Raw genomic sequence first — 14545 nt, 5'->3', positions numbered from 1 at the left:
CAGTGAATAAAATGAAGTGATGTTGAAAAGTACAAGGTGAAGCGAAGCGGAACGTTGTTACGATGTGTTATCTAGCTTCAAGAGCTAGCTTCTCGAAAAAAAAGATAAAAACTGAATGAGGCAAAAAGCACCTCAGTCATTTTTTCCTATTTTCTTGTCGAAGCTGAACGAGCTCTTTCAGCTTTTATTGTTATCTAGCTACGCGGGCTAGCCTTTCGGGAAAAAGATAAAAATGGAGTGAGACAAAAAAGCGTCTCAGTCATTTTTTCCTATTTTCCTGTCAAGGCTAAATGATCCCGCTTCGCTTTTATTGTTATCTAGCTGCACAAATCAATCCTTAGGAAAATAGATAAATTGTCAGTGAAATAAAGAGCATTTCAATGCCAATTTCCTAATTTTCTACAGGATTAAGCGATTTGTTCCGCTTTTATAGTTATCTAGCTACACGGGCTAGCTCTTCGGGAAAAAGATAAAAATAGTTTGTGGTAAAGAGCACCACAATCGATTTTTCCTATTTTCCTGTCAGAGCTAAACGAGCCCGCTCCGCTTTTATTGTTATCTAGCTACGTGGGCTAGCCTCTCGGAAAAAAGATAAATTATAAATGAGGCAAAAAGCACCTCAGTTATAATTTCCTATTTTTCAGTCGAGACTAAACGAGCCCGCTCCGCTTTTAAATTAGGAGGGATGTTTTTGATTACTAGCAAACAATCATCAGAGGCTTTTTTTGAAATGAAGAATCAAAGGTATCGATATTATTCGTTGGCTTCATTAGAAACGGAACAGAATCGATTTGTTTCAACGTTGCCGTTTAGTATTCGGGTACTGTTAGAATCGTTATTGCGACAGGAAAATGGTGTCGGGATCACGCAAGAACATATTGAAAATTTAGCGCAATGGTCTTCAGAGCATGAGAATAAAGGTGAGGTGCCATTCAAACCGGCCCGAGTGATTCTCCAAGATTTTACTGGTGTTCCAGCAGTTGTTGATTTAGCTTCATTAAGAAAAACAATTGCTGATTTTGGAGGCGATCCTACAACCATCAATCCTGAAGTCCCAGTCGATTTAGTTGTCGATCATTCTGTCCAAGTAGATGTTGCAGGAGTTAAACAAGCACTACAATTAAACATGAAAATGGAATTTCAACGAAATCAAGAGCGTTACCGCTTTTTAAGTTGGGCCCAAAAAGTCTTCGATAATTATCGTGTTGTGCCACCTGCAACTGGAATTGTTCATCAAGTCAACATTGAATACCTAGCAACAGTTGTGACACAAAAAAAACAAGAGGATGGTACGACGTTACTTTATCCTGATACATTAGTTGGAACTGACTCACATACCACGATGGTTAATGGATTGGGCGTTTTAGGCTGGGGTGTTGGCGGTATTGAGGCGGAAGCCAGTATGCTTGGTGAGCCTTCTTATTTTCCAATTCCAGAAGTGGTTGGTGTTCGTTTTATCAACGAATTATCTCAAGGAGCGACAGCGACAGATTTGGCGTTAAAAGTGACCCAGGTCTTGAGAAAGCAAAAAGTTGTTGGAAAATTTGTTGAATTTTTTGGTACAGGGCTAGTCAGTTTGAGTTTAGCTGATCGAGCAACTGTAGCGAATATGGCACCAGAGTACGGTGCAACGTGTGGCTTCTTCCCTGTGGATGATGAAACGATTCGTTATCTGCGACTAACAGGAAGGGAAGAAGAAGCCGTAGCAATAACGGAACGCTATTTAAAAGAAAATCAATTATTTTATGATCCTTTAACTGATCTAGAGCCAAACTACACTAAAGTGATTGAAATTGATTTAAGTAAAATTGAAGCAAACCTTGCAGGGCCTAAAAGACCACAAGATCTTGTACCATTATCAGAAATGAAAAGTGCCTTTGAACAAGCTATAAGTGCACCAGAAGGATTACAAGGATTCGGTTTGTCTGAAAAACAGCAAACTCAAAGTGTTGCTCTCGATTTAGAAGGTGTTCACCATGAATTAAAACCAGGAGCCGTAGCGATTGCTGCCATTACTTCATGTACGAATACATCGAATCCATTTGTTATGTTAAGTGCCGGTTTGGTTGCTAAAAAAGCAGCGCAACTTGGACTAAATGTACCAAACTATGTAAAAACTTCCTTAGCTCCTGGGTCAAAAGTTGTAACAGCTTATTTGGAAAAAGCTGGTTTATTACCGTACTTAGAACAGCTAGGATTTCATTTAGTTGGTTATGGTTGTACAACGTGTATTGGCAATTCGGGTGCTTTGAAACCGGAAGTTGAGGCAGTGATCAAAGAAAATGATCTTTTGACTGCTGGCGTTTTAAGTGGGAACCGAAACTTTGAAGGGCGTATCCATCCTTTAGTAAAAGCCAATTATCTGGCTTCTCCGCCATTAGTTGTTTTGTATGCCTTAGCTGGAACAGTCGATATTGATGTACTCAATGAATCGATTGGTATTGGTGAAGGTGGTATTCCGGTCTATTTCAACGACTTATGGCCAACGCGTGATGAAATTCAAGCCTTGATTGATGAATGTGTGACGCCTGAGTTATATAAACAAGAATATGCTAGGGTTTTTAGTGATAATGAAGAGTGGAATAGCATTGAGACCGACGCAGAACCGTTATATGGATGGGAAGAAACATCGACGTATATTGCAAATCCACCTTATTTTTCTGGTATGACCAAAGAAAGAGTTGTGAGAAAACCATTAAAACAATTAGCTGTGTTAGCAAAGTTTGGGGATTCTGTGACGACTGATCATATTTCTCCAGCTGGGAGTATTCAAAAGAATAGTCCAGCAGGTCATTATTTGATTGAACGAGGTGTGCCAGTTCGTGAATTTAACTCTTATGGTGCCAGACGTGGTCACCATGAAGTGATGATGCGAGGGACGTTAGCCAATATTCGTATTCGTAACCAGTTAGTTCCAGGTGTAGAGGGAGGCTATACTATTTTTACACCAACACAAGAAAAAATGGCTATTTATGATGCTGCGATGAATTATCAAAAGCAAGGAACAAAAACAGTGATTTTAGCTGGTGATGATTATGGAATGGGCTCATCTCGAGATTGGGCTGCTAAAGGTGTTCAGCTTTTAGGTGTTGAAGCTGTGATTGCTAAAAGTTACGAACGAATTCATCGCTCTAATTTAGTGATGATGGGTGTCTTGCCATTACAGTTCAAATCAGGTGAAGATGCAGATAGCTTAGGTTTAACAGGAACTGAGCTATTTGATATTGCTATCGATGAAACAAAAGGTATTTTAGATACAGTAACCGTTACAGCAACTAAACCTGACGGAGGAAAAATTCAATTTGAGACGATTCTTCGTTTTGATTCAGCGGTTGATATCATCTATTATCAGCATGGTGGAATCTTACCAATGGTGATTCGGAAGAAACTTCAAGGTTAGTTTGGGATAAGTGAAAAAATTTGAGATAAAATGACACGAAGGTTGTTATTTTATTTTCTCTAGATATATAAGTTGGTTCTTTGATGAAAAGATAAATGATGATTCTGGCTACGTGTTTAGTCGAGGATAAACGACCCTACTACGCTTTTGCTTTGAAACACAGTGAATGAAAAGAACTGATGTTGAAAAGTACAAGGTGTAGCGAAGCGGAACGTTGTCACCATATCTAGCTGCATAAATCAATCCTTAGGAAAATAGATAAATTGTCAGTGAAACAAAGAACGTTTCAATAACAATTTCCTAATTTTCTACAGGATTAAACGATTTGTTCCGCTTTTATAGTTATCTAGCTAAGTAGGCTAGCTCTTCGGAAAAAAGATAAAATCTACCTGTGGCAAAAAATCGCCACAAACATATTTTCCTATTTTTCTGTCAGAGCTGAACGAACCTACTACGCTTTTAGAGTCAGGAGGAATTGGATGGAGATTCACAAAGGTTTAGAAGGTGTTGTTGTCTCTGAAACAAAAATTAGTTCGATCGTGGAAAATCAATTGCTCTTTGCCGGTTTTAATATTGACGATCTAGTTGCTGAGAATGTTCAGTTTGAAGAAGTAATCTACCTGCTATGGTTTTTGAAAATACCAACAAAAGCGGAGTTACTAAAATTTAAACAAGAACTATCTACACAGATGCCAATATCTGATACGATTATTACGTGCTTAAAAATTCAAACACGTCAGAACCTACATCCAATGAGTGTGTTGCGTTCAACGATTTCGTTATTAGGTGTGTTTGATCCGAACGCTGAAGCAACAGATGAAATTGCAGCGTATCAGCAAAGTATTTCTTTACAAGCAAAAATGCCAACGATTATTGCAGCGTATGCTCGTTTGAGAAAAGGGCTTGACCCAATTCCACCACGAAGTGACTTATCAATCGCAGCAAATTTTCTTTATATGCTAACAGGAGTTGAAGCAGATCAAGTACAGGTATCGGCCATGAATCAAGCCTTGGTTTTACATGCAGATCATGATCTAAATGCAAGCACTTTTACCGCCCGAGTCTGTGCTTCTACGTTGTCTGATGTTTATTCGTGCATCACAGCGGCGATTGGCTCTTTAAAAGGACCACTGCATGGCGGAGCTAATGAAAAAGTATTTGATATGCTAAAAGAAATTGATTCTGACAATCTAAATGTAGAAGAGTATCTAAATCAAAAACTGGATCGTAAAGAAAAAGTTATGGGGTTTGGTCATCGCGTATATAAAACCGAAGATCCAAGAAAAAAACATTTAAAAAAACTAGCAAAAGAGTTGTCTGCAATAACGCAAAAAGAACAATGGTATTTTTTATCTTGCCAAGTGGAACAGTATTTAAAAGAGACCAAAGGCTTGATTCCTAATGTGGATTTTTATTCTGCCACAGTTTATCATTGTCTAGATATTGATAGTGATTTATTTACACTGATTTTTGCGATGAGTCGGGTTTCTGGTTGGCTAGGTCATATCGATGAACAGAAAAAAGAAGCTTGTTTAATTAGACCACGCTCGCATTATGTAGGTCCTAAGCAGTTAAAATATGGTGATTTAAATACAACAGTACATTCAGGAGGCATGGAAGCATGATAAATGGGGAAAAAGTTGTTTTGGCAGAGGGAAAATTAGTTGTTCCAGATTTTCCGATTATTCCTTTTATTGAAGGGGATGGAATTGGACCGGAAATTTGGCAAGCAGCCAAAAATGTCTTTGATGTTGCTGTAAATAAGGCTTATCAAGGAACTCGAAAAGTCATTTGGCAAGAAGTTTTGGCTGGTGAGAAGGCGTTTAATAAAACAGGTAGCTGGCTACCGGATAAAACATTGGAGACGATAAATAGCCATCTTGTGGCGATCAAAGGACCATTGACAACACCCATTGGAGGTGGTATCCGTTCATTGAATGTAGCGTTGCGACAAGAATTAGATTTATATATATGTTATCGACCAGTTCGTTATTTCGAAGGTGTACCATCGCCATTAAAACATCCTGAAAAGACAGATATGATGATTTTTAGAGAGAATACGGAAGATATTTATGCGGGAATTGAATTTCCTGCTGAAAGTCCAGAAGCCAAAAAACTGATTGGGTATTTAAAAACTGAATTTGGTGTCAATAAGATTCGCTTCCCAGAAACATCAGCAATCGGGATCAAACCTGTTTCTAAAGAAGGAACAGAAAGATTAGTCAGAGGGGCTATTGAATATGCTTTAAAAAATAATCGTAAATCGGTCACGCTGGTTCACAAAGGGAACATCATGAAATTTACAGAAGGCGGGTTTAAAAAGTGGGGCTATACCTTGGCTACCAATGAATTTGGCGATAAAGTCTTTACTTGGGAAACGTATTTAGATATTAAAATGAAAGAAGGAAAGGCTGCCGCAGATCAACAACTGGCGGAAGCTGAAGCGTCAGGTAAATTGATCATTAAAGACCGAATTGCTGATATTTTCTTACAAGAGATTTTATTACACCCTGAAAATTATGATGTGATTGCGACCTTGAATTTAAATGGGGATTATATTTCTGATGCGTTAGCAGCTCAAGTTGGGGGGATCGGGATTGCGCCAGGAGCTAATTTAAACTTAGAAACAGGCCACGGAATTTTTGAAGCAACACATGGAACAGCACCTGAATTTGCAGGATTAAATCAGCTGAATCCCTCATCGCTGTTGCTTTCCGGTGTATTAATGTTTGATTACTTAGGGTGGACTGAGGCTAGTCAGCTAATCACGAGAAGCATCGAAGAAGCATTGATGAATAAAACTGTAACGAAGGATTTTGCCGACCAAATGGAAGGGGCGACATTAGTGAGTTGTTCAGGCTTTGGAGAAGCGTTAGTTCAGCTTATTGAAAAAAGTTAAAAATCTAGTTCAGAATATTAGTATTCTGAACTAGATTTTTTTTAATAAAAAAACCTGACGAACATTCGTCAGGTTTTGAATTTACTAAGGTTAAGTTAATTACGCTTTGTTAACGTTAGTAGCTTGAGGACCACGTTGGCCTTCTTCAACGTCGAAAGTCACTGCTTGACCTTCTTCTAAAGTTTTGAATCCGTCGCCTTGGATAGCTGAGAAATGTACGAATACATCGTTACCGTTTTCTGCAGTGATAAATCCAAAACCTTTGTCTGAGTTAAACCATTTTACTGTACCTGTTTCCATAATAAAAATCCTCCTTGTGATATACACATATTTTGCAATTACTTGAAAGGTGAAAATGTGGAAGATGTTTATTTGAAACAGCTACACATATATTACCGAACAAAAACTACACTATTAATATATCATATTTAGACCTGTTTGACTAGTATTATCTCTTCTTAAAATAAAAATTTGTTAAGAAATGAAGATTAATTGTCAAAAAAAACTTATTTCTGTTATAGTATAGGAGTATTAAGCATTAAATATGAAAGTAATGATAGATTTATATCGTAGAAATCTATTCCGAAGGCGCAGCCTGGGAGCTGCATAGATTTGAAAGTAGGAAGGGTTCAGATTGTTTAGATGAGAATAAGGTTATCCTTACTAATAGATAGTTTTTACATGGTTTTATAGCTAACAAAATATTTAATTTACTTGATTAAAGAGCCGCTCAACGGATTGTTGAGCGGCTCTTGTCCATTTCATCGATCCAGTTAGTAGCGTAAAACGGCTAATAGTGTTTTTTCATCTGGAGAAGCTTTTTGATCTAACACAAACACTTTTCCACCAGTTTTAAGCACATTGTCTGTGACTTTATTTAAAACTTTACGACGGTCAAATTCTTCTGTTGACATGTCGGTTGTTTCATTCACAAAATTTGAAGTAGAGATAAAGAAATGAGACACTTTTCCTTCAGCAGATGCAGGTACGATATCAACAAGTTGATCGGCAAATTTTTTATCTAATAACTGATTATAAGAAGCCGTTTCGAGCGCTTCTAATTCTTGATTGATTTTTAGTGCTCCTTTTTCAATATCCTGAAGCGAAACTTGAGCAGGAGAAAGGGAAATAGAAACATCAGTTGTTAAATAAGGATTTTTAGCGATTTTTTTAAAAAGTGTTTGGTTTTCTGGCAAAGTGTATAATCGAATTGGTAAATGATCAGCGTTTGCAAAGGTATCTTTTAAGTAATTATCAATTGCTTGATAGTAATTAGTCCAATCGATTTTTACTTCCTCATCTTTTGTATTAACGCCATGATAGGCTAGACCTTCTTTAGACGAGCCATTGTAGCCAGTACCGCCTTGAATAGAATAGTTCATGCTACCACCCGTTAATTCATCACCTAAGGTCGTAACCAAATCGGTAGGAGCATCTTCTGGTAAAGAGACTGTTTTGACTTGACTGTTTTCAACTAAATAAAGCTGCATAGAATCACGGTTTAAAGCCATTAGATAATAGCGATAGTTAAATTGATTGTTTTTGATAATACCTAGGAGGTAAGGTCGATCGTCAACGTAATATTGGTTGTCAACAGCCACATTTAATCGATGAATGAAAATATCTTGTTCGCTAATAATGATTGATACACTTTTTGAAGCATTCCGCCAAAATGAAGCATCTGACAGCAATGCATCGATTTTATCTTGGAAAGGGGCCCAAGATAAATCAGTATATTTTTTCTCGAAGCGGATCTTTGCCGCTTTAGCAAAATTTTTTAAAACTAAGGCATCTTTTTCAACATTTTGATGTGCGACATGGGTGTTAAAAATAAATGTTACAAAGGGACCTTGAACTTCGTCAGAGAATAGAACAGATAAATTGTCTTTTTCTTGATCTAACATAATACATTCCTCCTAAATTTTAAAGCGGAACAAACCAGTTGATCCAGCAGAAAATTAGGGAAGTAGCATTGAAGTGTTCTTTACCACAATGACAGCTGACCTATTTTTCTAAGGACTGATTTGTGCAGCTAAATAATGTATTGGTAACATTTCTTTAATACTATTAAAATTGTAGCACAGCCATAAAAATGTTGGAACTAATATGGGTTGAAAGAATCAAAAGCAAGAAAATCATAAACAATTAAGTATATGAGGGTTTACTCATGATTTTTTTATGAAATCCAAAATAGCTATTCATTTTTATTTTAAGTGAAGGTGTTAACCTATCTTCAGGCCAATTATCCCGAATTGGTTTTTCATACTTACTCCTACCAAGAGTAAATAACAACCTTCATTTCCACCACAGACGACGGTCGTGGTGGTTTTTTTATGCTTTTAAAAGCTATGTATGACGGTTATTTTTATGGTTTAATAGTTATTTTATATTTTTGGATTTATCAGTTTGAAAGTTATTTTCCACAATTTTACCACAGTTGTGGGTAAAAAAATTAAAGCTTATCAAGGATTTCTGCGAACATATCCCCTGTTTCAGTTTCTTTGTTTTTCAATAAATGAGTATAGGTATCTAATGTTGTGGTAATTTTCTTGTGTCCTAAACGTTCCGATACGTATTTTGGATCTGCTCCCTCAGCAAGCAAAAAAGTAGCGTGGGTGTGGCGCAAACCGTGTATAGTGATGTTTCGTATAGTAGATTCACCGTGCTGATCGTTTATTGTGGTAATAATTTTATCAAAAGCATACCTAGCATTCACTGGGCTATACGGATTATCGTATTCGTTGTTAAATAAATAATCGGTTGAATGAGTAAATCTAGCAGCTACTTTCAATTGCTTTAATAAAGAGATTACATTTCTGTGCACAGAAATGATTCTTCTACTAGTATATGTTTTTGTTTTTCCCAGCCCATTAGCATTTCTAGATTTGTTAATATTGATCTTGCTATTTTCAAAATCAACGTCATTCCAGGTTAGACCTAAAGCCTCTCCAATTCTCATTCCTGTATTTAAGATTAGATTAAATAAAGTTCTGTTGGTTAAACTCTCATTGGCTAACTGAGCATTGAATAGCTTCAATTCATTTTTTGTAAATGCCTTGATCACTTTCTCTTCACTTGGTAATTTTATTCCACTTAGCCTATTACGATCTAGTTTTTCGTGTTCTACAGCAGCATTTGTCATTGTCATAAAACGTCTATGATAAAGACGGACAGTTGCTGGTTTGTAAACCTCGAGTAACGGATCAATAAATAATTTTTTGTAAGTCACTTTATCTAACTTGGCATATTTTTGAGTACCTAATTTTGGAATAATGGCTTGTTTTATAGCTTGATTAGTGTTCTGCAGCGTACTTGGAGACCATGTATCTTTATAGAAGTTAAACCATTCCGTTGACCACGCTTCGACAGTCATGTTTTTGCTGTCAAACAATTGTAGGTTTCCATTTTCAATCTGATTCATAACTTCTAATAGCTCTGCGTACGCAATTTTTTCAGACGAGAAGCTTGATTTGCTAGCTTCTATACGTTTGCCAAGCGAATTATAGTAAGGGTATCTATATCCCCAGAAAGTACCTTTTTTATTTGTATAAGAATAGACATGCTTAAATCGCTCAGACCAAATCTTTTTTACCATAAAAATGCTCCTTCCTATATACTGTTTTCAAAATCTAATAATATTTGTTTTTTCACTGTTGATCCATAACCTGATAACGCCATATTTATATGTTGTCTGCCACCAGTGTTCTGGAACCTTTTAATCAAATTAGATGCATATTCCGAATCGTAGCCGAAATGAAACATACAAAATTGAATTAATCTTATATATAATGCAGCACTACTCATTCGTAATTCTTCGGCCATTTTGTAAAAAGATATATTTGTCTCCAAATATTTTACAATGGAAATATCAGGCAATAGAATAATACCCGCGCCAAGGTTCGCTAACTCTTCAACTTTTTGTTCTTCTTTTGAATAATAAACATTATCGCCACTCTGATTGGCTAGAGTTTGCGTTTCATCAGTACGGGATAAATCGAAATTGCAATGAATTAATTCATGACAAAGACTAAAATTCCATCTGTTCTTTGATAAATTAGGATTGATAAACACCTTTACTTTTTTCTTCTTTTTTACCGTGACAGCTAGGAAGTAATCATCTTCAATAAATGGAAGATTTGTTTTGACTTTAATCTTTCTATTCTCAAAAAAATTGGTCGAAAAACTTTCAAAATTATATCTTAAAGGATCAATATTATATTTTAATAGGTATTGATTTACAAGTAAATTAGTTAGGGAATATCGTATATTAAATGCATCGTCCATCAGAAAAACTCCTTATTCGTCATCTTCATCGTCCATAGATTGTGCGATATAATTCATTAGATTTTTAACTTGCTTTCGATAATCTTCTTTTTTGTTTTCTGGGACAATCTTTTCCCCCTTTCTAAACATCATAATTAAATCGGAATACTCTTCATCAGAATTAATATTGACCGTGCGTTCATCAGTTCTTCCTAATAAATAATCCACTGTTACGTCGAAATAATCAGCTAATTTTATTAATTCTTCTGAATTTGGAGTGTTGTTCTTCCATTTAGCTAAATACCCATTCGAGTACCCAAATTTCATTTCTAATTGCCTGATGGATATTTTCTTTTCTTTAGATAGCTCTTTCAATATCTCATAAGTATTCATTGATTTATCAACCTTTCTGGACGTAAACAAAAAAAGTCTAGATAAATACTCAGATATTCGTTGATTAATTCTGAATAATAAGCTATACTATTTTTGTAAACAAATTTAACAACTAAAAAGACAACAAAAAACAAGAATGATTAAATGAGCTGACCGGCAAGAAAGCTATAAATCAATATTTCTATGTCTTATTTAACTATGTCCATAGTATAGAGTAATACTCAGAATAAGTCAATGAAATTTAGAAAATAGTTGTTAAATTTGTTTGCTAAATATACGGAAGGAGATCACGTAATGGCTGAAATTGCGGAAATTACTCTACAAGATAGAGAAAAAATCAAAAACTATGTTAAAAATTCTAATTTTTTAACATACACAATGTTAGCTGAAAGATTTGGTATCAGTAAGAGCGAATTGTCTTTAATCGTCAATGGTAAAAAGACATCAGCAGAAGCAAACAAAATTATTGATTCGATTATTACGATGTATGAATTGTGATAAAGGAGAGAAGAATAGATGGATGAAGAAGCAGGATTAAAAAGAGCTTTATATGATCTGGTCTATAAAATTCTATCCAAAATGCTTAAAGAGTCTATTGAGCTTTCTATTGAAAGATTGAATTTAGAAAAAGATACATTTGATAGAAAAGAAATAGCCAGAAGAAATTCAATGTCATTATCTACTGCGGAACGTGAAATATTTAGTGATCCTCGCATGGTTGCTATTGAACGTAAGAAACCTAATGGCAAATGTTATTACGATGCTAAAGAAGCAAAAAGAATTTGCGCAGAAATAATCGGTGAATGGGATGGGTGAAAGTATCATGATCACCACAGCAAATCTAATAAAAAGGAGCAATCAAAATTGGATGTAGTCGAAAGATTTTATCAAGAAATGAAACAAACCTATCCTGGTATCAACCGTTCTGATTGTGAGGAAGCTATACAAATTGCTTTAGTAAAAACTACTAACAGTCTATGGAAGATTGTTAAGCAGCAGAGAAATGAAATTAAATGTAGGGATGTGAAAAGAATGGAAGAAGTACTAAACCAAATATTAACAGAACAGAAAGAGCAAACAAAATTGCTCCAAACTATTGCGAGTAGTATGGAGCAAATTACAAATGTAGAAATTGCTATTGATGCGAAAAAGCTTTCTCAAATACTGTCTTCCTCAATTGGTAAAACCTGTTCTAAAACATCATAAGGAGGTGCCAAATGAACTATATATTTTTTTATAAAAATGAGGTGGGAGAAAGTATCCCAGTTAGTTATGGCAGTTGTGAAGACTATTCATTTTTAAATGTCGCAAAAAAACATTTGGAACAAACGTACAAAAAACATCCACAAAGTGAAAATAATCTTTTTGTTCTAGTTAATGATCATGAGTTTAAGATTGATTAATTTGTTTATGGATCATTTCAAGTAAAACGGTGGAAGCAACTTCTTTTAATAGTGTGACAGAAACGCTTGAGAATTTAGAGACGATACTCTTAGTATTTTTCCAAACTTTGTTATCTCGTATTGTGTCTAAAAATTGATGACCGCTCCAAGTGACATCAGTAATTAGTAACGTTTGTAAAGTATCATCGCCATATTGAGTTTCGACTTTAAGATAGTGTGCTTCAGATAATTTTAAAATAGTGTACACGATATCTTCCTCAGAGTATTTGCTGAAAAATGCGAATGACTCTAGATCAGAAGATTCTAAGACTTCATCTATTTTGAGATTTTCTTCAACTGATAGCATTAAATCTCTTATGCAATCGTGATTCAATTTCATATAATAATTTCACCTCACTTTCAAGTGAATTATACCATACAAAAGGAGCGTCATTCAGTGGTAGCCACAGCAAACCTAATCCTACTAGCAGTATCGATCATCTGTTTCGCCACAGGCGAGACGGTGCAAGGCTATGCGTTTTTAGCGGTGATGTGGGTGTGTAGTGTTTTATGGAGGATAAAAAAAGAGAAGTAGAATTAATTTACTCCTCTATGTGTTATTACTATTTTCTGTCATTTATGCTAATAAATCTGACGAAGCAAGATAACAATAATGCAAAACCTATTGTATTTCCTGGATTAATACCAATGGTTGTATTGTATATTTGCTCAATCATAAGTCCAAGTATTACCTCTGCATACCACATTTTATCTTTATAGAAGGCAGGTGAATCATGAGATTTCTTAATTTTTTTATCGGGTACATTTTCGCTTTGGGAATCATAAGCTTTATCAGAAATATTAGACGAATTTGCAGGGACTTGCCTGAACTCGTACAAGATTTTAAAAATACGAGACTCAACTTCGTTAGATGGTTCAGGAATTTCTTTAAAAAGTAGTTTTTCTGCAACTTCTTCTGGGTTTTCAGTTATTACTTGCTCAAGTTCTTGAGTAACAACGCCAACACGAAAATCTGATATAGAAAGAGCGCTTAAATCGAAATCAAAATTTGTTTTCCACATTTCGGAGACAGCTCTAATTTGTTTTAAAGCATCACTTTCTATAAGAAGTTTATGCCATTTAGATGATGCTCTAGTCGCTTCCAGTAATGTGTTCTGATATTCAAGCAAAGGCGCATAGATATTGTTTATAGAAAGCCCAACCTGACCAAACGTATCATGAATTGACGGGAAATGCTGTTGATAAATTTGAAGTGCCTTTAGAGTGGGTTGCATTTTATCATTCATATCTTTAGCTATAGCTCTAAAAGGCATCATCGTTTCATTCGCACCAGCTAAGTCAGAACTAAAAGGTATTTTGTATTCATCCATTTTAAAACCTCACTTTCGTTTTAATTATAACAAGGTGAATGATTTCTAACAATCTATTTATAGGAAAGGAGCAAACGAAATGAAAAAAGGACTGGCATCATTTTGTCATTACAAGAAGCCAAGACAAGCAGTTGTTAGATTGCAGCTACTTTGTTACTTAGTAGCAATCGCACTGATATTGTCACTAGTATTCAATTTTGTACTACTAACTAGATAGGAGGAACCGATCATGTTTAAAAAGAAAGAACCAGTATTCACATGTGAACTAAAAGCAATTTGTGAAGCAAAGTGGATCACGATTAACGAACTTTCTAAAGCTGTAGGAGTATCGAAGAAAACAATCCAACGGATTCAAGAAGGGAAATACGAGCCATCTCTAAGATTAGCTTATGAGATTTCAAGTGCTTTAAATTGTCGTGTCGAAGAAGTGTTTCCAAGAATTGGAGGGGAAAAGTAATGGCAGCACCAGTAAGAACAAGAACCGCATCAGCGAAAGGAACTACGTTACCAAGATATCACGGCACATACAGCGGACGTAAGAAAATAGCAACGGATTTAGAAATTGGTGACCAAGCATTGATTGATTGCGATGTAGTAGTAAATATTGTGAATAAAGGCAACTGCGCTGCAACTGTAGAATTTAGCAACGGAGATCGCACGGTGATTAGTTATGATCGGTTATCAAAGCTACAAAAAGAGCCTACCTCGTTGGCAGACGAAGTAAGGCCATTAAATAAATATTGGTTAGGTAGATTATACCACGAAAGGACGTGAGAGGTAAATGGCCCAACTTTACTGGCATGATACGATACCAAAT

The 14545-nt window shown here is 35.5% G+C and carries 17 protein-coding genes; 10 read left to right on the top strand and 7 right to left on the bottom strand.

The features are described from left to right. The first annotated feature begins 691 nt into the window (after nt 1-691). The 3 genes from acnA to icd all read left to right on the top strand — a co-directional run bounded on the left by acnA (nt 692) and on the right by icd (nt 6299). Nucleotides 692-3400 (top strand): aconitate hydratase AcnA, encoded by a 2709-nt coding sequence (gene acnA, locus A5819_RS00080; RefSeq protein WP_217808601.1) that lies wholly within the window; start codon nt 692-694, stop codon nt 3398-3400. Nucleotides 3401-3879: 479 nt separating this feature from the next. After that, nucleotides 3880-5025 carry a citrate synthase gene (locus A5819_RS00075; RefSeq protein ID WP_086281373.1) on the top strand — a complete coding sequence of 382 codons (1146 nt, stop codon included), beginning with the start codon at nt 3880-3882 and terminating at the stop codon, nt 5023-5025. Next, nucleotides 5022-6299: an NADP-dependent isocitrate dehydrogenase gene (gene icd, locus A5819_RS00070; RefSeq protein ID WP_086281375.1), complete on the top strand. Its 1278-nt coding sequence runs from the start codon at nt 5022-5024 to the stop codon at nt 6297-6299. Before A5819_RS00075 ends, icd begins: the two co-directional genes overlap by 4 nt. Nucleotides 6300-6398: 99 nt before the next feature. Here icd and A5819_RS00065 read toward each other — a convergent pair whose 3' ends face one another. The 5 genes from A5819_RS00065 to A5819_RS00045 all read right to left on the bottom strand — a co-directional run bounded on the left by A5819_RS00065 (nt 6399) and on the right by A5819_RS00045 (nt 10955). Next, nucleotides 6399-6599 carry a cold-shock protein gene (locus A5819_RS00065; protein WP_010760878.1) on the bottom strand — a complete coding sequence of 67 codons (201 nt, stop codon included), beginning with the start codon at nt 6597-6599 and terminating at the stop codon, nt 6399-6401. 473 nt (nt 6600-7072) lie between these two features. After that, nucleotides 7073-8203, bottom strand: coding sequence for a hypothetical protein (locus A5819_RS00060; protein WP_086281377.1), 1131 nt, complete (start codon nt 8201-8203; stop codon nt 7073-7075). Between the two features lie 548 nt (nt 8204-8751). Continuing rightward, nucleotides 8752-9894, bottom strand: coding sequence for a site-specific integrase (locus tag A5819_RS00055; RefSeq protein WP_086281379.1), 1143 nt, complete (start codon nt 9892-9894; stop codon nt 8752-8754). Nucleotides 9895-9908: 14 nt separating this feature from the next. Then, a complete protein-coding gene (locus A5819_RS00050; RefSeq protein WP_086353002.1) occupies nt 9909-10583 on the bottom strand; it encodes an ImmA/IrrE family metallo-endopeptidase in 675 nt (224 codons plus the stop codon). Between the two features lie 12 nt (nt 10584-10595). Next, nucleotides 10596-10955: a helix-turn-helix domain-containing protein gene (locus A5819_RS00045; protein ID WP_086281383.1), complete on the bottom strand. Its 360-nt coding sequence runs from the start codon at nt 10953-10955 to the stop codon at nt 10596-10598. Between the two features lie 294 nt (nt 10956-11249). On the opposite strand from A5819_RS00045, the gene A5819_RS00040 reads away from it, so the two are divergent. Genes A5819_RS00040 through A5819_RS00025 form a run of 4 tightly spaced genes read left to right on the top strand, consistent with a single transcriptional unit; the run spans nt 11250 to nt 12358 of the window. After that, entirely contained in the window at nt 11250-11453 is a 204-nt protein-coding gene (locus A5819_RS00040; protein WP_086281385.1) for a hypothetical protein, read from the top strand. Between the two features lie 18 nt (nt 11454-11471). Next, on the top strand, nt 11472-11771 hold the full coding sequence (locus A5819_RS00035; RefSeq protein ID WP_086281387.1) for a hypothetical protein: 300 nt from the start codon (nt 11472-11474) through the stop codon (nt 11769-11771). A 48-nt stretch (nt 11772-11819) separates the two neighbouring features. After that, entirely contained in the window at nt 11820-12161 is a 342-nt protein-coding gene (locus tag A5819_RS00030; protein ID WP_086281389.1) for a hypothetical protein, read from the top strand. Nucleotides 12162-12172: 11 nt separating this feature from the next. After that, complete coding sequence (locus tag A5819_RS00025; protein WP_086281390.1) at nt 12173-12358, top strand: hypothetical protein; 186 nt, start codon at nt 12173-12175, stop codon at nt 12356-12358. Here A5819_RS00025 and A5819_RS00020 read toward each other — a convergent pair. Further along, a complete protein-coding gene (locus A5819_RS00020; RefSeq protein ID WP_086281392.1) occupies nt 12345-12737 on the bottom strand; it encodes a DUF2513 domain-containing protein in 393 nt (130 codons plus the stop codon). The genes A5819_RS00025 and A5819_RS00020 overlap by 14 nt on opposite strands. A gap of 223 nt (nt 12738-12960) precedes the next feature. Then, nucleotides 12961-13728: a hypothetical protein gene (locus tag A5819_RS00015; RefSeq protein WP_086281394.1), complete on the bottom strand. Its 768-nt coding sequence runs from the start codon at nt 13726-13728 to the stop codon at nt 12961-12963. 79 nt (nt 13729-13807) lie between these two features. On the opposite strand from A5819_RS00015, the gene A5819_RS19080 reads away from it, so the two are divergent. Genes A5819_RS19080 through A5819_RS00005 form a run of 3 tightly spaced genes read left to right on the top strand, consistent with a single transcriptional unit; the run spans nt 13808 to nt 14502 of the window. Continuing rightward, complete coding sequence (locus A5819_RS19080) at nt 13808-13945, top strand: hypothetical protein (RefSeq protein WP_176271322.1); 138 nt, start codon at nt 13808-13810, stop codon at nt 13943-13945. A 12-nt stretch (nt 13946-13957) separates the two neighbouring features. After that, nucleotides 13958-14185 carry a helix-turn-helix transcriptional regulator gene (locus A5819_RS00010; RefSeq protein WP_086281396.1) on the top strand — a complete coding sequence of 76 codons (228 nt, stop codon included), beginning with the start codon at nt 13958-13960 and terminating at the stop codon, nt 14183-14185. After that, nucleotides 14185-14502 (top strand): hypothetical protein, encoded by a 318-nt coding sequence (locus A5819_RS00005; RefSeq protein WP_086281398.1) that lies wholly within the window; start codon nt 14185-14187, stop codon nt 14500-14502. The genes A5819_RS00010 and A5819_RS00005 overlap by 1 nt, the downstream gene beginning before the upstream one ends. Nucleotides 14503-14545: the final 43 nt, after the last annotated feature.

Source organism: Enterococcus sp. 7E2_DIV0204 (assembly GCF_002140855.1).
GTDB lineage: Bacteria > Bacillota > Bacilli > Lactobacillales > Enterococcaceae > Enterococcus_L > Enterococcus_L lemimoniae.
Note: the sequence above shows the minus strand (reverse complement) of the source record. Positions and strands in the feature narration are given on the sequence as shown.